At 33.9% G+C, this 18,521-nt stretch carries 11 protein-coding genes; 8 read left to right on the forward strand and 3 right to left on the reverse strand.

What is annotated here, in order from left to right; all coding sequences use genetic code 11:
- Positions 1-239: 239 nt before the first annotated feature.
- Complete coding sequence (locus tag EV144_RS04440; RefSeq protein ID WP_134146495.1) at positions 240-2,111, reverse strand: alpha-amylase family glycosyl hydrolase; 1,872 nt, start codon at positions 2,109-2,111, stop codon at positions 240-242.
- Between the two features lie 284 nt (positions 2,112-2,395).
- On the opposite strand from EV144_RS04440, the gene EV144_RS04445 reads away from it, so the two are divergent.
- The 7 genes from EV144_RS04445 to EV144_RS04475 all read left to right on the forward strand — a co-directional run bounded on the left by EV144_RS04445 (position 2,396) and on the right by EV144_RS04475 (position 11,459).
- The gene (locus EV144_RS04445; RefSeq protein ID WP_243854613.1) at positions 2,396-4,057 is read left to right on the forward strand and encodes an OstA-like protein; all 1,662 of its coding nucleotides are present in this window, start codon (positions 2,396-2,398) and stop codon (positions 4,055-4,057) included.
- Positions 4,058-4,186: 129 nt separating this feature from the next.
- Entirely contained in the window at positions 4,187-5,380 is a 1,194-nt protein-coding gene (locus EV144_RS04450) for an aspartate aminotransferase family protein (RefSeq protein WP_134146497.1), read from the forward strand.
- A 197-nt stretch (positions 5,381-5,577) separates the two neighbouring features.
- Complete coding sequence (locus EV144_RS04455; protein WP_134146499.1) at positions 5,578-6,975, forward strand: tetratricopeptide repeat protein; 1,398 nt, start codon at positions 5,578-5,580, stop codon at positions 6,973-6,975.
- The gene (locus tag EV144_RS04460) at positions 6,975-7,724 is read left to right on the forward strand and encodes a shikimate dehydrogenase family protein (RefSeq protein ID WP_134146501.1); all 750 of its coding nucleotides are present in this window, start codon (positions 6,975-6,977) and stop codon (positions 7,722-7,724) included. The genes EV144_RS04455 and EV144_RS04460 overlap by 1 nt, the downstream gene beginning before the upstream one ends.
- A gap of 65 nt (positions 7,725-7,789) precedes the next feature.
- On the forward strand, positions 7,790-8,536 hold the full coding sequence (locus tag EV144_RS04465) for a lipid A phosphoethanolamine transferase (protein WP_134146503.1): 747 nt from the start codon (positions 7,790-7,792) through the stop codon (positions 8,534-8,536).
- A 192-nt stretch (positions 8,537-8,728) separates the two neighbouring features.
- Positions 8,729-10,717 (forward strand): DUF349 domain-containing protein, encoded by a 1,989-nt coding sequence (locus tag EV144_RS04470; RefSeq protein ID WP_134146505.1) that lies wholly within the window; start codon positions 8,729-8,731, stop codon positions 10,715-10,717.
- Positions 10,718-11,042: 325 nt separating this feature from the next.
- Positions 11,043-11,459 carry an OsmC family protein gene (locus tag EV144_RS04475; RefSeq protein ID WP_134146507.1) on the forward strand — a complete coding sequence of 139 codons (417 nt, stop codon included), beginning with the start codon at positions 11,043-11,045 and terminating at the stop codon, positions 11,457-11,459.
- 210 nt (positions 11,460-11,669) lie between these two features.
- Here the strand turns inward: EV144_RS04475 and EV144_RS04480 are convergent, their stop codons facing one another.
- Positions 11,670-12,938, reverse strand: a complete 1,269-nt coding sequence (locus tag EV144_RS04480; RefSeq protein WP_134146509.1) for a tetratricopeptide repeat protein — start codon at positions 12,936-12,938, stop codon at positions 11,670-11,672.
- Positions 12,939-12,976: 38 nt separating this feature from the next.
- Positions 12,977-15,616, reverse strand: coding sequence for a DNA gyrase subunit A (gene gyrA / locus EV144_RS04485; RefSeq protein WP_134146511.1), 2,640 nt, complete (start codon positions 15,614-15,616; stop codon positions 12,977-12,979).
- Positions 15,617-15,873: 257 nt separating this feature from the next.
- On the opposite strand from gyrA, the gene EV144_RS04490 reads away from it, so the two are divergent.
- On the forward strand, positions 15,874-18,420 hold the full coding sequence (locus tag EV144_RS04490; protein WP_134146513.1) for an ATP-dependent Clp protease ATP-binding subunit: 2,547 nt from the start codon (positions 15,874-15,876) through the stop codon (positions 18,418-18,420).
- The last annotated feature ends 101 nt before the right edge of the window (positions 18,421-18,521 follow it).

Below are 18,521 nucleotides of genomic sequence, written 5' to 3' on the forward strand. Positions count from 1 at the left end.
ATTTTATCAATTAATAACTTTATATCCACAATCTTGTCATTTCATTTCGACGAAAGGAGAAATCGCACGCAGGATTCAATATTGTGGTCACGAGTGTGATTTCTCCTTTCGTCGAAATGACAACTTTATGCGTTTCTATCATTTATAAATAACAAAACTGAGCAGAAAAATCATTTTAATCCTTAAAATCTGTGGCCAAACTTTAAAAAATTGATTAGGCTTCTGCAGAAAATTACCCGTTATTCCACTTCATAAATAAAAGATTCAGATGGCTTGATTTTAATTTGCGCCACTCCTTCTCCATTCTTTACGGTTAAATATGTTTTACTTTGCTGATACAATTGATCTAAAAGTACGTAAGAACCATCTTTTAAATTCCATTTTGAAATAACATCAGCAGGAATCTTCAATTCAAATTCGCTTGTTTTATCAGAAGAAAAGTTAGCAACAACAATCAATTTTTGTTTTTCTGACCAACGAACATACGAATAAATCAATTCATCATAACCAGCATTATTTTGACGGTTTACAGATTGAATTTCCTGAAAATTTCCCATTAAAGCCGAACTCTTAATAGAGAAATTCAATAATCGTTTATAGAAATCACGCAGGTTTTTCTCGGATTCCGAAAGTTGTCCGCCATCAAATTTACCTTCATTCATCCAGTGTTGGTGATTTGGAACTCCGATATAATCAAAAATTGAAGTTCTGGAACGCGTTCCAAAACCAGCATTTTCATTTCCGGCTTCTCCAACTTCTTGTCCAAAATAAACCATTGTTGGCGATGTACTTATAGTTGTAGAAACCACCATTAGAGGTTTTCCTCGCTCTGGAGTTCCTGCAAATTCTGGACTTGCTAAACGTTGTTCGTCATGATTATCCAGAAAATGAAGCATATGATGTTCTATATCTGCCATTCTGTTTTGAATATCTGATAATCCGTTTGGGGAAGATTTTCCTCTTATAACGTCTTTCAGCTTATCATAGGTTTCTACCTTATCGTATAAGTAATCCATTTTTCCTAAACGAATGTAGTTTCTATATTCGTTCGGATTATAAACCTCCGCTAAAAGAAAAGCATCCGGATTTTTCATTTTAATTGCCGAGTTCATATAACTCCAAAATTCATAGGGAACCATTTCTGCCATATCATAACGAAAACCGTCTACACCTTTTTCAGTCCAGTACAAAGCAATGGCTTTAAATTTTTTCCAGGAATCTGGAACGTCTTTATCCTGCCAAAAAGCAAAATGATCCTGATATGATTTTTGATCAAAACCAGCCGGAAGTTCCGGAAAATCTTTAGATCCGTCAGGACGAATTCCATAATTTACTTTTACCGTTTCGTACCAGTCGTTTTGATCTGGTTTTACTTTACGCGAACCATTTCCTGTCCATTTAGCAGGATTTTCATCAAAAACGCCGTCAACAAGGGCATTCTTTTCTCCGTTTAACGGAATATCTCCATCGGGAATTAGAAAATGTTCATTCGGGATGTAGTAGAAATTATTATTTCTATCGTATTCAACTTTTACATTATCATCGGCACCAAAATCTCTCACGCCTTCGGGATTATTTTTCCCTTCGTATTTGCGCGCAATATGGTTGGGAACAATATCTATTATTAATTTTAAACCTGCTTTGTGTGTACGAGAAATTAAGGCTTCAAATTCCTGCAGTCTATTGGCAGGATTTACAGCCAGATCTGGATTTACATTGTAATAATCTTTTACTGCATACGGAGAACCGGCACGGCCTTTTACCACTTCTGGATCATCATTTGAGATTCCGTATGCTGTATAATCGCGAACTAATGCATGATGCGGAACGCCGGTATACCAAATATAGGTTACGCCTAAATCTTTGATTTCGTGAAGTGCTTTGTCTGTAAAATCATTAAACTTTCCAACGCCATTTTCTTCAATTGTTCCCCACGGTTTATTGGTTGTATTTTTATTTCCGAATAGGCGTGTAAAAACCTGATACACGACAATTTTCTTATCTGCAGGAACTTCTTCTTTGTATGCATTCATTTTTAAATCTTTTGTTTTACATGCCGCAAACAGCATTGTTACAGCCATTCCTGCAACAAAAATTCTTTTATTTATCATATTTAATTTTATAAACAGATTCTTTTCTAAATTAAAATTAAAGCAGCAATTTAGAAACCATTTATTAAATTTAGACTAATTTTTAAAATTCAGAAGAAACGAAAATCAATTTGTGTTGTTTTCATTTTAAAAAACTGAACTACAACGAAAGAGTGCTGTTTTTTGTTGATAACTTAAACTTTCAACATTCTTATATTTTAGAGTGAAATTTATGAATTATAAATTAATCCTAATATCCACAAAGGTTGCCTCCTTTTTCTTAAATTTGACAAAAATTTAATCAGTTGAAGAAATCACTCTTTTACATATCTTGTTGTCTGCTTTTATTAAGCGTACAGTTTACTTTCGCGCAAGCACCAAAAAAAATCAATATAGAACATTCTGATTATTTAGATGTTGATCAGGCTACAGCACCTGATGCAGTTTTGCTTACAGGTAATGTAAAAGTAAATCATGACGGCGTAGTGCTGACTTGTAATAAGGCGTATTTTTTTCAGAAAGAGAATTATCTAAAAGCTTTTGGAAATGTACAATTAGTACAGGGAGATACTTTATATCTTAACAGTAAGTATGCAGAATACAGCGGTAACTCTAAAAAAGCTTTTGCAACAGGCGACGCGGTAATGAGTTCTCCTGATACTACTTTAAAGACGGATACTATTAATTTTGATAGAAATGTACAGCAGGTTTTTTATAATACTAAAGGTACTATTGTAAATAAAGACAATACTTTGGTAAGTAAATCTGGAAGGTATTATGTGGCTGAGAAAAAATTTCAATTCTTAACTGAAGTTGTGCTTACAAATCCGAAATATGTGATGAAATCTAATCATTTGGATTATTACACCACTTCTGGACATAGTTATTTATTTGGCCCGTCGACAATTACAAGTGATGCCAATTATATTTATACTGAAAAAGGTTTTTATGATACCAAGAAAAATCTCGCGCATTTTTTACGAAAGTCTTATATAAAATACAATGACCGGCGTATAGAAGGCGATAGTTTATTTTATAACAGAAATACAGAATTTGCATCGGCTACGCGAAATGTAAAGATTACAGATTCTATAAATCGCGGTGTTGTAAAAGGGCATTATGCTGAACTTTATAAACTTAAGGATTCTATGTTTGTGACCAAAAGAGCGGTTGCGATTAATTTGGTCGAAAATGATTCTGTTTATATTCATGGAAAAAAATTGATGGTTACCGGAAAGGAAGGCGAAAGAATTTTAAGAGCTTACAACAACGTTCGTTTCTTTAAAGTTGATATGAGCGGTAAATGCGATTCTATTCATTCTAATTCTAAAACTGCTTTGACCAAACTGATCGGAAATCCGATTTTATGGAATGGCGAAAGTCAGATTACGGGAGATTTAATGCATTTAATTGGAGACAATCAAACAAAAAAAATAGATTCCCTAAAGGTTATTAATAATACTTTTCTGCTCTCGCGGGATACGCTCGGAACGGGTTTTAATCAGGTAAAAGGTCTTAATTTATTTGGAAAATTCAGGGACGGAAAACTGCATGATGTGGATATTGTCAAAAATACCGAAGTAATTTTTTACAGTCGAAATGATCAACACGAGCTTGTTGGAATCGATAAAAGTGTAAGCAGTAAAATCAATTTGATTTTAGAAAATAATGCCATTGAAACCATCACGCTTATCAATAATGTTGACGGAGATCTTTTCCCCGAAGATGAATTGCCCGAAAATGCCCGAAAACTTAAAGGCATGAAATGGCGCGGCGATGAACGAATAAAATCGAAAGATGATATTTTTACTGCCGAAGAAAATGAACTTAACGATAAATTGGTTAAAGAAGGAAAAGACGAAGAAGCAAAAGAAAATGTGCCAATGAAAATAAGGGAAGAAACCCTTAATTACGACAAAAAGAAACCAGCTGTAAAGCCAAAAGAAAAAGCAAAAGCGAAAAAATAGTTTTTTTGTTTCAAGTTTCAGGTTTAAGGTTTCAAGTTATGAAAAGCTAAACTTAGAATCTTAGCCTCTCAGAACCTCAGTAGCTTAAAAAAACCTTTGTCCCTCAGAACCTCAGTACCTTAAAAAAAAATGACCGATTTCATAAAATACCAGGCACAAACATCTCCATATCCTTTAGGAATGGAAGTTTCGCATGCCATTGGCTCTTATATTTACGACACAAACGATAAAAAATATTTAGATTTTGTAGCTGGAGTTTCCGCTTGTACATTAGGACACCAGCATCCGAGAGTAAATCAGGCGATAAAAGACCAGTTAGACAAATATTCTCACGTAATGGTTTATGGCGAATATTCGCAAAGCCCGGCGGTAGAATATTGCAAATTAATAGCTTCACTCCTGCCAGAATCATTAAATAAAACCTATTTAGTTAATTCGGGCACAGAAGCAATCGAAGGTGCGCTGAAATTGGCAAAACGTACAACAGGACGCAGTCAGCTTATTTCGTGTCATAATGCTTATCATGGCAACACAATGGGGTCTATGAGCGTTATGGGATTTGAAGAACGCAAACAAGCCTTTCGCCCATTGTTACCGGATGTTGACTTTATTACTTTTAATAACGAGGAAGATTTACAAAAAATAACCACTAAAACAGCTGCAATTCTTCTTGAAACTATTCAGGGCGGTGCAGGATTTATTCAGCCGGAAAACAACTTTTTAGAAAAAGTACGTAAACGCTGTGATGAGGTTGGCGCCATGATGATTCTAGATGAAATTCAGCCTGGTTTTGGAAGAACAGGAAAACTTTTTGGTTTTCAGAATTACGATGCTGTTCCAGATATTTTGGTCATGGGAAAAGGTATGGGAGGCGGAATGCCTGTGGGTGCTTTTACCGCTGCTGAGGAAAAAATGGATCTTTTGACAGAAAACCCAAAGTTAGGTCATATTACGACTTTTGGAGGTCACCCTGTCATTGCGTCAGCTTGCCTGGCTACTTTGCAGGAATTAACTGAAACAAATTTAATGGCGGAAACTTTAGAGAAGGAAAAACTCTTTAGATCGCTTTTGGTACATCCTTTGATAAAGGAAGTTAGAGGAAAAGGATTAATGCTTGCCGCCATGACAGCAACAGCAGAAATCACTAATGAGGTGATTCTGAGCTGTCAAGATAAAGGGCTAATATTATTTTGGTTGCTTTTTGAAGGCTGTGCAATACGAATTACGCCTCCGTTAACCATTTCTGAGGAAGAAATAAAAGAAGGATGCGCTATAATTTTAAATGTTATGGATGAAATAATGAAGAGAGAACAAAACGTTTAGTTCTTATTCATTATTTCGAATTAAAACAATACTAATTTTGAAATAAATCGCTAAAACGTAGTAAGATTTATTCTAAACACAACATAAAAATAACGCCATATTGTTAATTAAATTGTTCAAAACAATTAATTTTCATTCTCCTCAATACTAATATGGTTGCCTAAATTTATAACAGGCTAATTTCAAAAAAACAAAGTATGCAATTAAGCAACGAAGAAGAAGATTATAACCTATCCCTATCCAAATTTGAGTCGATGTTAAAAACTAACAAAGTTCTCTTTTTTGATTCTGAAGAATTTGAAGAAATTATTCTTCATTATTTAGACATAGGCAAGGCTAATTTAGCAAAAAAGGCCTTAAAACTTGCATTAGATCAGCATCCAAAATCTACAGGCTTAAAATTAGTACAAGTAGAAATGCTGGTTTACGACGACAAACTGGATATCGCTGAGAAGCTTTTGAATGAGTTGTACGCAATTGAACCTAACAACGAGGAAATTTACATCCAGAAAGCCAATATCTGCTCTAAAAGAGATCAACACGAAAAAGCGGTAGAATTATTAAAAATTGCTTTGCAATATACTGATGATTATGCTGATGTGTATAACTTGATTGGAATGGAGTATCTTTTTATGGATAATCTCGAGATGGCAAAAGACAGTTTCATCAAATGTCTTGAAGAAGATTTAGAAGATCAATCTGCTTTGTATAATGTGGTTTATTGTTTTGAATTTTTAGATCAAAACCAGGAAGCAATTGTATATTTAAATGATTATATTAATAAAAACCCATACAGCGAAATCGCCTGGCACCAGCTTGGCCGTTTGCATTATGGTGTGAAAGAATACGAAAATGCGATTCGTGCTTTTGATTATGCTACTCTTATTGACGATGAGTTTTTAGGCGCTTTTATGGAAAAAGCAAAAGCTTACGAACGTCTTAAAAAATACAATGAAGCTATTGAAAGCTACAACCGCACCATCGAGTTGGACGATGCAACTTCTTATGCGCTTTTGCGAATTGGGAAATGCTACGAAAAACTAGGTAATTCGGCGAAAGCAATTCAATATTACAACCAAACTGTGCACGAAGATCCGCTTTTAGACAAAGGCTGGATTGCTATTACAGATTTTCACGTTCGCCAGAAAAACTTCCAGAAAGCTTTATTTTTTGTAAACAAAGCGTTGGCAATCGACAATCAAAATCGTTTGTACTGGAAACGTTATGCAACGATCAATAAACAAATGAACTTTTTTGAAGAAGCTGAATTTGGTTATAGAAAAGCGGTAGAATTTGGAGATTATGCGTTGGATACTTGGTTATTTTGGGTTGATATTCTTCAGTTTTTAGGAGAATTTGAAAGTGCTATTCAAACTTTATTACAGGCTACTGAATATTTTCCGGAAGAAAATGAAATCGAATATCGTTTGGCTGGATTGTATTTTATGATTCAGGATAACACAAAAGCCAAATTTCATTTAAGCAACGGATTACGATTAAACTTTGATAATTACATACTTATCGAAGATTTATTTCCAGTTGTTTGGAGCAAGAAAACAGTAAAGAATTATATTGAAAAACATAGAAAACAATAATGGTTGATAATTTAAGAAGGCGTTTTGGCTTATTGGGCCGTAATATTAGTTACTCTTTTTCGAAAGGATATTTTACAGAAAAATTTGATAATGAAGTTTTTGCAGGCAACAGTTACGAGAACTTTGATATTTCTGAAATTGACCACTTAACTGGATTATTGAAAAACAATCCAGATTTAAAAGGGCTAAATGTTACGATTCCTTACAAAGAGCAGGTAATGCCTTTCTTAGATAAACTTTCAAAAAAAGCAGCACTTATTGGCGCTGTTAATACCATTAAGTTTACCAAAAGCGGAAAATTAAAAGGTTATAATACTGACTATTATGGTTTTAAAAAATCATTAAAACCGTTATTAGAACCGCATCATAAAAAAGCACTAATTCTAGGCACAGGCGGCGCATCAAAAGGTGTAGCTTTTGCACTAGATGAACTTGATATTCTCTACACTTTTGTTTCTAGAGAAGCCAAAGAAAACATTATAGATTACGATTTAATAAACGCTACAACTTTTGATAATTTTCAGATTATCATCAATTGCACGCCAGTTGGTACAAGTCCGAATATTGAGGCTTGCCCTGATCTTCCGTATGAGTTTTTTACAGAAAAACACATTGCCTACGATTTGATTTACAATCCGGCAGAAACTACTTTTTTGAGAAAAGCGAAAGAAAATGGTGCTGTTATAAAAAACGGTTATGACATGCTGATTTTTCAAGCAGAAAAAGCATGGAAGATCTGGAATAAATAAAAAGGGATCTAAATAAAGTATTTATATTTTTTTTGTAATTTTATACTACTCAATTTTAAGTAGTTATGAAAAAACAATTACTTTATATTTTGCTTTTTTCTGTCACTTTCTCTGCAAATGCGCAAGAAACAAAAACCGAAGAAAAAATTCCGTTTGCAGAACCACGCTTTCACTATTTTCTGAAAACGTTACTCTTTTTCAACGAATATCTGGATACTGATGCTGGCTCATTTAATACTACACAATTACGAGCATTAGTTCCTATTGGTAATAAAGCCTGGAATTTAAGATTTGATCTTCCTTTAATATCAACAAATACTACGAACACAAATAAAACCGGAATTGGCGATGTGGGCGCTGGTATTACGTATATTCCTTACAGCAAGAACAATCAAGGTATTGCTGTAAGAGCAAGAGTTTATGCTAATTCTGCAGTTGACCCTGCTTTTGGGTCTGGAAAATGGGTATTTATGCCTGCCTTTTTTTATGGCTCTTACTTTTACGAAAGAAAAATTCTTTGGATTTCTACTCTCGAATATCAACGAAGCTTTGCAGGATCGAATACACGCGCTGATGTAAATACTGCTGTTTTGGACAATGTATTGCTGTATTTTTTTGGCAAAAACTGGATTTCCGGCGACGTAGCTTTTAGATACAATAACACCGTAAAGGGCTATCAAAACAATGCTTTTGTGGAGTTTGGCAGAAAAATAACCCCTACTAATCTTGCATATATACATCCAAGCGTGGCTTTTGGCGGCGATAAAACCTATAATTATGGCATAGAAGCCGGATTTCTTATCCTTTTTTAATTATTCTTTGATAATATTAAATTTACATTTACTGTAAAGAAAGAATCAAATCACTATATTTTTTTTATAAAGCATTTGTATAAAATAGGGATTTCATCGGAAAATCTGTTATAAATAAGGGATTTATTTTGTATTTAGGAACACCTTTAGTATCTTTCGCTCTGTTTACAATAAAAACCTTATACATTTAAAATGTTAGAAGAAAAGAATGATAACCTGCAGGAAGCAGACGGAAAATTAGAAATCGAAACTAACGATTCTACTCAAGATAATGCGATCGATACGTCGGATGCTGAAACAACAGCTGAAAATCCAGTTTCTACTACAGAAACTGAATCAGAAAATACTGTTGCTCCAGAAGATGATCATCAGGATGCATTAGATGCTATAACAAATTCGAATGCTGAAGAAAGTGAAGATGAAACGCTGAAAGAGCGTCATGACATTCCTATGCAGGATTACAACACTTTTGCAATGGATGCTCTTGTTGATGAGTTAAAAAAACTGATCAATATTGATAAAGTAATGTCTGTAAAAGATCACATCGAAGAAATTAAAAAAGCATTTTTACTACAATACAGCCATCTTTTAGACGAAAAAAGAGACGAATTTAATGCCACAAATCAAGATCCAAATGAGGAATTTGAGTATCATTCTCCTTTAAAATCTAAATTTGATGAATATTATAATGTTTTTAGAGAAAAAAGAAATGATCATTTTAAACATTTGCAAACCAATCTAAAAACGAATTTAGAAACCAGACTTGCTATAGTTGAGGAATTAAAAGAACTTATAAATCCGCAGGAAAACATTAAAGACACGCTTAAACATTTTAATGATTTAAGAGAAAGATGGAAAAATGCTGGATCAATTCCGAAAGACAAATACAACCACGTTTGGAATAATTATCACTTTCATGTAGAAAATTTTTATGATTATCTGCACTTAGACCGTGAAGCAAGAGATTTGGATTTTAAATACAATCTGGATCAAAAACAAAAAATAATTGCACGCGTTGAAGCTTTAGTCGAAGAAACTGACATTAGTAAAGCTTTCCGCGAATTGCAGGATTTACACCGAATCTGGAAAGAAGATATCGGACCAGTTTCTAAAGAGCACCGTGATACAATCTGGAACAAGTTTAGTGAACTGACTAAAAAAATCCACGATAAAAGAGAGGTTTTGTTTGAAAGCCAAAGAGCCAACGAACAACAAAATCTTGAAGTTAAAAAAGAAATCATTGGTAAAATTGAAGTTTTAGCTACAGAAAAAGTAAATTCTCACTCACAATGGCTGGTACAAATTCAGAAAGTAGAAGAACTTAGAAATGCATTTTTTGCTGCCGGAAAAGTACCATCTGAAGTAAACGAAGAAACTTGGGCTGCATTTAAAACTGCTGTTAGAAATTTTAATGCTTTTAAAAATTCGTTTTATAAAGACATTAAAAAAGACCAAAACGACAATTTAAACAAAAAAATGGCTCTTGTTGCAAAAGCCAAAGAATTGCAGGAAAGCACCGATTTTGGAGCTACAACTCCAATCATGAAGCAGATTCAGGAAGAATGGAAACAAATTGGACACGTTCCTAAAAAATATTCTGATAAAATCTGGAAAGAGTTTAAAGATGCCTGCAACCATTATTTTGATAAACTAAAAGAGCATAAATCTGAAGAAAACGTTGATGAGGTTGCTGCTTTTGATAATAAAAAAGCATACTTAGATATTTTAAGAGCTTTTGTATTAACTGGAGATCACAAAACAGATTTGGATGCTATAAAAGCGCATATCGAAATCTGGAAAGGTTACGGAAAAGTACCTTTCGCCAGACGTCATATTGAAGGAAAATTCAATAAAATTTTAGATGCACTTTTTGAAAAATTAAGTTTGAGTAAAAAAGAAACTGAAATGATGCGTTTCTCTAACCGCATTGATTCTTTGTCTGACAGCAATGACACACGTAAATTAGACAATGAAAAGATTTTCTTAATGCGTAAAATTGAAGAAGTTCAAAATGAAATTTTCCAATTAGAAAACAATATTCAGTTCTTTACCAATACTAAAAATGCTAAGAAAGAGAACTCAATTGTTCTTGAAGTACGTAAAAACATTGCTATCCATAAAGAAAGCCTTGATGTATGGAAAGATAAATTAAAACAATTAAGAAACTTAGGTCAGGAGTAATTCTAGTTTCTAATAAATATAAAAGCCGTAATGATGATTTTCATTACGGCTTTTTTTTTATGTCTTTACTTGTATTAAAAGTGTTTGCCACGAATTACATTAATTTCACTAATTTTTTTATTTTGTTTGTGTGTATAATAGAATATAATTCGTGTAATTCGTGGCAAAAAAAATCTAATCCTTTTAATCTGTCTGATTTGTGGCTTAAAAAAACACTAACTATTTGATAAAGTAAGAGTGTAAAATATTCCTTATATTTGATAGATTAGTAACTATTGACAATCAACCGAATAACATTCAATTATTAATTTTAATAACTAAGAAAATGAAATTTACAAGAAAAGCACACGCCAATTGGAAAGGAACTGGTATGGAAGGTACAGGAAGTATCAGTACACAAAGTACTACTCTAGATAATGCTCAATTATCATTTAAAACAAGATTTGCAGACGGTGTTGGAACTAATCCTGAAGAACTTGTCGCTGCAGCGCATTCAGGCTGTTTTACAATGCAATTAAGTTTTTTATTAAACGAAGGAGGTTTTACTGCCGATGATTTAACTACAGAAGCAACAGTAACGTTTGAAGACGGAACAATTACTTTAATCCATTTAGATTTAAAAGGAAAAGTTCCTTCAATTTCAGCAGAAGAATTTGAGGCAACTGCAAAGAAAGCAAAAGAAATCTGTCCGATTTCTAAGTTATTAAATACTACTATTACTTTGTCTGTTACTCTAGAGTAATAATATTTGCTCATTTTTTGTCATTCTGAGCGAATTCGAAGAACACGCAAAAAAATCCGCAACAAGGATTAAACTTTGTAGAATCTCTAGTGCGATTTCTCCTGTGTCTAAATGACAAGATTGAGAAAAAATAAAGAAAGCACAAAATCTTAAGCATAAAAAAACCAAGACTCACGTCTTGGTTTTTTTTATTCTAATAAAGAGATCTGATTACATTGTAGCTTTTAAAGCTTTTGCCTCAGCAGTCATTTCTAATGCTTTATAAACTCCTAATAATGTTTTAGAAACATCTTCATTTTTAGGATCTAACTCGTTTGCTTTTTTAAGGTAAGGAATTACACCTCTAAAAACTGACTCTCTTTCTGCTTTTAAAACGTCGTAACGTTTCATATCTTTTGCAGAAGTTCCCAATTTATTCATTTCATCAATGATTGGCTTCTCAGCTTCTAATTTTAAAGCAGCAAGGTTAAGATAAGCGTTTGTATAGTTAGGATTGATTTCTATTGCTTTTAAATAATACTTTTCAGCATCAGCATTATTTTTAGAATTTCCACTAATAACTCCTAAGTTGAATACTAAATCAGCATTGTTTGGTTCTTTTTGTAAAGCCTCACCAACTAATTTTTTGTATGTATCAAAATCTTTAGACTCTAAGTATAAATTAGCTTCTGTAAGAATTAAAGAAGCATCTTCTGGGTTTGCTTTTCTAGCATCAGCGATTGCTTTTTTAGCATCTTCGCTGCGTCCTTTTTGAACTAAAATTAACGCTAAGTTTTTGTAGATCTCACCTCTTTTAGAAGGAATAGCTTCTGTTTTAGGCTTTTCGTGAGTTCCTAATTTTACAGCTAAGTCTCTTTCGCTTGCAGTATTAAAACCGTCTTCGCTTCCTGAAACTTTGTTTAAAGCAGTATAACTAGTTCCTTTTCCAGAATAGTTTAACTTTTTTAACTCTTCGTACATTGGCAAAGCAGCATCATAATCTTGTGCATTTACAGAAGTTGAAGCCGCATAGTATAAATTGATTGTATCTTTTTTATCCAATTGATATGCATCGTATAATTTTTTTGCACCTTCAGCACTTTTGTTAGCCTGAGTATCTGCAATAGCTGCATTAATCAATTTTCCTTTAATTTGAGCAATTGAAGCTGCTGCCTGAGTTGAATATTTCTGTTTTCCAGAAGCATTTTCAATATCGATCAATTTTTTATAACTCTCTGCAGAAAGAGATAGATTTTTACCTGTCTCAATATTTTTGTCTGCAAGTTGTAAATAAGAGTTTCCTTGTATAAAATAATACTGAGCCTGTTCTACATCTTTTGCATTTACAATAAGATTTTCAGCATCTTTTAGTTGTGTAAGTGCTCCTTGAGCATCACCACTTTTTAATGCTTTTTCAGCATTCTTTAGTTGATCTTTCTGAGCAAAAGTCGCCGCCGAAATCAACAAAGCTGACGCGACTATTAGATATTTACTTTTCATAATGGTTTTTGTATATTTAATTTAATTATCTCTCTAGTTTATTCTTCAGATTCTTCTTCTTCAGAATCATCTTCGTCTTCTACTTCTTCTTCAGAGTCATCTTCATCATCTTCTGCTCCGCCTTCGTCTTCAAGAACTTCCAAATCTGGTTTTACTCTTTCGATCGCAGATTCAATAACATTTCCGTCTTCGTCAACAACCACTTCTGCTACATCGTCTTTCATAACTTTTGTAACTGCAGCGATAGAATCTTTTCCTTTCAGGTTAATTAATCTAACACCCTGAGTTGCACGACCCATTACACGAAGGTCTTCAATTGCCATTCTAATCGTTAATCCAGATTTATTGATAATCATTAAATCATCAGCATCTGTAACGGCATTGATAGAAATTAGTTTACCTGTTTTTTCTGTGATATTAAGTGTTTTAACACCTTTTCCTCCACGGTTTGTAATTCTGTAAACATCTTCTCCGTCTTCGTCAACTAATTTAGTACGTTTACCGTATCCGTTTTCAGTAACAACTAAGATCTGAGAATCATTAACATTCTCTCTATCAACAGTAACCATACCAATAACTTCATCAGTATCGTCTTTTAGTGTAATACCACGAACTCCGGAAGCAGTTCTTCCCATCGGACGTGTTTTTGTCTCCTCAAAACGAACTAATTTACCAGATTTAACGGCCAGGATAATTTGACTGTCTCCGTTAGTTAATTTTGCTTCTAATAATTCATCGCCTTCTTTAATAGTAATTGCAGCAACACCATTAACACGAGGTTTAGAATATTTCTCTAAAGATGTTTTCTTAACTTGTCCTTGTTTGGTTACCATTACAAGGTTATGACTGTTGATATAATCTTTGTCTTTTAGATCTTGTGTACAAATGAAAGCTTTTACTTTATCATCACTTTCAATGTTTACCAAGTTCTGGATTGCTCTTCCTTTTGCCGTTTTACTTCCTTCCGGAATTTCGTAAACACGCATCCAGAAACATTTTCCTTTTTGCGTAAAGAACATCATATATTGGTGGTTGGTTGCTACGAACATGTGCTCAAGGAAATCCTGATCTCTTGTTCCGGCGCTTTTTTGTCCAACTCCTCCTCTATTTTGTGTTTTGTATTCTGTAAGGTTGGTACGTTTGATATAACCTGCGTGAGAAATTGTAATTACTACATTTTCATCAGCAATTAAATCTTCGATACTTACATCGCCACCAGAATATTCAATTTGAGAACGACGATCATCACCGTATTTCTCACGAATTTCTTCTAGTTCTTCCTTAATTAATGCTGTTCTTAAATTAACGTCTGCTAATAAAGCTTTCAAATGCTCAATTAATTTCATTAATTCTTCAAACTCAGCTCTTAATTTATCTTGCTCCAGACCTGTTAACTGACGTAAACGCATCTCAACAATGGCACGAGCCTGAATATCTGATAATTTGAATCTTTCGATTAATTTTTCACGAGCTTCTTCTGTGTTTTTAGAACCTCTAATAATCGCAATTACTTCATCAATATTATCAGATGCAATAATTAATCCTTCTAAAATATGAGCTCTTTCTTCTGCTTTACGTAATTCAAATTGAGTTCTTCTAACTACAACATCGTGACGGTGCTCGATAAAGTAGTGAATCATATCTTTTAGGTTCAACATTTGCGGACGGCCTTTTACCAATGCAATGTTGTTTACACTAAAAGAAGATTGTAAAGATGTATACTTATATAAGGTATTTAAAACTACGTTTGGCGTAGCGTCACGTTTAAGGATATAAACGATACGCATACCAGTTCTATCCGATTCGTCACGAATATTAGCAATACCTTCAATTTTTTTATCGTTAACTAAATCAGCCGTACGTTTGATCATTTCGGCTTTATTAACCTGATATGGAATTTCGGTAACAATAATACATTCTCTTCCGTCAACTTCTTCAAAACCAACTTTTGCACGCATTACAATACGTCCTCTACCGGTTTTAAAAGCTTCGCGAACTCCTTCATAACCATATATTACACCACCCGTTGGAAAATCCGGAGCTTTAATATAAGTCATCAATTCGTCCACTTCAATATCATTATTATCAAGGTAAGCTAACGTACCATTGATAACCTCAGTTAAATTGTGTGGTGGCATATTGGTTGCCATACCAACTGCAATACCAGTTGCTCCGTTTACTAATAAAGTAGGAACTCTTGTCGGCATTACTTTTGGTTCATATAAAGTATCGTCAAAGTTCAATTGAAAATCAACTGTCTCTTTTTCGATATCTGCCATAATATCCTCAGAAATCTTGCGCATTCTTGCCTCAGTATAACGCATTGCTGCCGGACTGTCACCATCAACAGAACCAAAGTTACCCTGACCATCAACTAATAAATAACGCATACTCCATTCCTGAGCCATACGTACCATTGCATCATAAACAGAAGTATCACCGTGTGGGTGGTACTTACCTAAAACCTCCCCTACAATTCTCGCAGATTTTTTATGGGCAGATCTTGAAGTTACACCTAAATCATACATTCCGTACAGCACTCTTCGGTGCACCGGTTTCAAGCCATCTCTAACATCAGGAAGTGCTCTCGATACAATTACAGACATCGAATAATCGATGTAAGCAGATTTCATTTCATCCTCTATGTTAATGGGAATTAACTTTTCTCCTTCAGACATAAGTTGTTATATTAAATAATTATATTAGTTTCAAAGCGTGCCAAGATACGTTTTTTTGAAATTTTTTCAGCCATTTACTTACACTTATTTCAATGATTTATTAACAACTTTATTTTAGGTTTTAGTTAATAAATTAAGCGTTTTTTAACGCTTTTATTGTTATTTTTTTTGTCTATTAGCTGTCAGGAGTTCTTGAAGGGTACGGTTTTTGTTTTTCAAACTGTAAATCATTAAATTTACAATATCAATTATACATTATGGATGATAATTTTTCACCAAGAGTAAAAGATGTTATTACATACAGTAAAGAGGAAGCCTTACGCTTAGGCCACGACTTTATTGGTACTGAACATCTAATGCTGGGCATTTTAAGAGATGGTAACGGAAAAGCTATTCATATACTTAATAACCTTGCAGTCGATTTAGACCATTTACGCAGAAAAGTAGAAGTACTTAGCCCTGCTAATCTGGGCGTTGAAGTAAATGCCGAGAAGAAGAATCTTCATCTTACCCGACAGGCCGAAAGAGCCCTGAAGACAACCTTCCTCGAAGCAAAAGTATTTCAAAGCTCCTCAATTAGCACCGCGCACTTACTTTTATGTATCCTGCGAAACGAAAACGATCCAACAACCAAGCTGTTGAATAAGCTAAAAATAGATTATGACATAGCTAAAGAACAATATTTAAACATGACGCCAAACGAAGAAGAATTCTTAGAAAACTTGCCAAGAAACGAATCGTATAATGACGATTCAGGACAAGATGACAGTCTTAAAGAAAGCAGTTTTAATAATCCAGCCAATAAGTCAAACAAAAAATCTAAAACTCCGGTACTAGATAATTTTGGGAGAGATTTAACAGAAATGGCAGAAGAAGGAAAACTTGATCCTGTTGTAGGACGCGAAAAAGAAATTGAACGTGTTTCTCAAATCTTAAGCCGTAGAAAAAAGAACAACCCACTCCTTATCGGAGAACCTGGTGTTGGTAAATCTGCTATTGCAGAAGGATTAGCATTGCGCATTATCCAGAAAAAAGTATCTCGTATTCTTTTTAATAAACGTGTCGTAACTCTTGATCTTGCAAGTTTAGTAGCAGGAACAAAATACCGCGGGCAGTTTGAAGAGAGAATGAAAGCCGTGATGAACGAGCTTGAGAAAAACGATGATATCATCTTGTTTATTGATGAAATTCATACTATTGTAGGTGCAGGTGGCGCAACAGGTTCGCTTGATGCTTCAAATATGTTTAAACCTGCTTTAGCAAGAGGAGAAATCCAATGTATTGGAGCTACAACTCTTGATGAGTACAGACAATATATTGAGAAAGACGGAGCTCTTGAAAGACGTTTCCAGAAAGTAATTGTAGAACCAACCTCTGTTGAAGAAACAATTGCAATCTTAAACAACATAAAAGACAAATACGAAGATCACCACAATGTAACTTATACTCCAGAAGCCATTGAAGCTTGTGTTAAATTAACAAACAGATATATGTCTGAGCGTTTCTTACCAGACAAAGCTATCGATGCACTGGACGAAGCTGGATCTCGTGTACACATTACCAATATTGATGTTCCAAAACAAATCTTGGATTTAGAACGTCAGTTAGAAGAAGTTCGTGAGCTTAAAAATATGGTTGTTAAAAAACAAAAATATGAAGAAGCTGCCAAACTTCGCGATGATGAAAAACGCATAGAAAAAGACTTAGCTGCAGCGCAAGAACAATGGGAAGAAGATTCTAAAAACAACCGCATACAAGTTACAGAAGATAATGTAGCTGATGTTGTTTCTATGATGACTGGAATTCCTGTAAACAGAATTGCACAAACAGAAAGTAACAAATTAGCCAAATTACCTGAATTAATTCAGAACAAAGTAATTGGTCAAAACGAAGCTGTTCTTAAAATTGCACGTTCTATACAACGTAACAGAGCCGGACTTAAAGACCCGAACAAACCAATTGGTTCGTTTATTTTCTTAGGTCAGACTGGAGTTGGTAAAACACAATTAGCGAAAGTTTTAGCAAAAGAATTATTTGATTCTGAAGATGCATTAGTTCGTATTGATATGAGCGAATACATGGAAAAATTTGCGATCTCTCGTTTAGTTGGAGCGCCTCCGGGATACGTTGGTTACGAAGAAGGTGGTCAATTGACAGAAAAAGTTCGTAGAAAACCATATTGCGTTGTTCTTTTAGATGAAATCGAAAAAGCGCATCCAGATGTGTTTAATATGATGTTACAAGTTTTGGATGATGGATATTTGACAGACAGTTTAGGTCGTAAAATCGACTTTAAAAATACTATCATTATCATGACTTCGAATGTTGGAGCACGTCAGTTAAAAGATTTTGGACAAGGTGTAGGATTCGGAACTGCTGCGAAAGCGGCTCAGGCTGATGAAAACTCAAAAAGCATTATTGAAAATGCATTGAAGAAAACTTTTGCTCCAGAATTCTTAAATAGAATTGATGACGTAATCGTGTTTAACGCATTAGAAAAAGCTGATATTGATTTAATTATCGAAATCGAACTTAAAAAACTATATTCTCGTATTGCTGAGTTAGGATACAACTTAAGCCTTACTGACAAAGCCAAAGCATTTATCGCAGAAAAAGGTTTTGACAGACAATTTGGTGCAAGACCTCTAAAAAGAGCGATTCAGAAATATGTTGAAGATTTATTAGCCGAAGAAATCATTACTTCTAAAATTCATTCTGGTGATGAAATCTTAATGGACTTAAAAGATGATTCTCAAGAACTTTCTGTAGAAATACACAAAGCCGAAGAGCCGACTAATCAATAAATTAGTTTACATTTATAACAAAAATAATTTACCCGTTACGTTTTCATAACATAACGGGTATTTTTTTTGCATAATTTACTATCTTTAGTAAAAGCAAATAG

This window comes from Flavobacterium sp. 270 (genome assembly GCF_004368785.1).
In the GTDB taxonomy this organism is placed as follows: domain Bacteria; phylum Bacteroidota; class Bacteroidia; order Flavobacteriales; family Flavobacteriaceae; genus Flavobacterium.

Bases quoted from the DNA above. Each gene is read 5' to 3' on its own strand.
- EV144_RS04455 (WP_134146499.1), top strand. From the start codon at position 5,578: ATGCAATTAAGCAACGAAGAAGAAGATTATAACCTATCCCTATCCAAA.
- EV144_RS04490 (WP_134146513.1), top strand. From the start codon at position 15,874: ATGGATGATAATTTTTCACCAAGAGTAAAAGATGTTATTACATACAGT.
- EV144_RS04460 (WP_134146501.1), top strand. From the start codon at position 6,975: ATGGTTGATAATTTAAGAAGGCGTTTTGGCTTATTGGGCCGTAATATT.
- gyrA (WP_134146511.1), bottom strand. From the start codon at position 15,616: ATGTCTGAAGGAGAAAAGTTAATTCCCATTAACATAGAGGATGAAATG.
- EV144_RS04475 (WP_134146507.1), top strand. From the start codon at position 11,043: ATGAAATTTACAAGAAAAGCACACGCCAATTGGAAAGGAACTGGTATG.
- EV144_RS04470 (WP_134146505.1), top strand. From the start codon at position 8,729: ATGTTAGAAGAAAAGAATGATAACCTGCAGGAAGCAGACGGAAAATTA.
- EV144_RS04450 (WP_134146497.1), top strand. From the start codon at position 4,187: ATGACCGATTTCATAAAATACCAGGCACAAACATCTCCATATCCTTTA.
- EV144_RS04480 (WP_134146509.1), bottom strand. From the start codon at position 12,938: ATGAAAAGTAAATATCTAATAGTCGCGTCAGCTTTGTTGATTTCGGCG.
- EV144_RS04440 (WP_134146495.1), bottom strand. From the start codon at position 2,111: ATGATAAATAAAAGAATTTTTGTTGCAGGAATGGCTGTAACAATGCTG.
- EV144_RS04465 (WP_134146503.1), top strand. From the start codon at position 7,790: ATGAAAAAACAATTACTTTATATTTTGCTTTTTTCTGTCACTTTCTCT.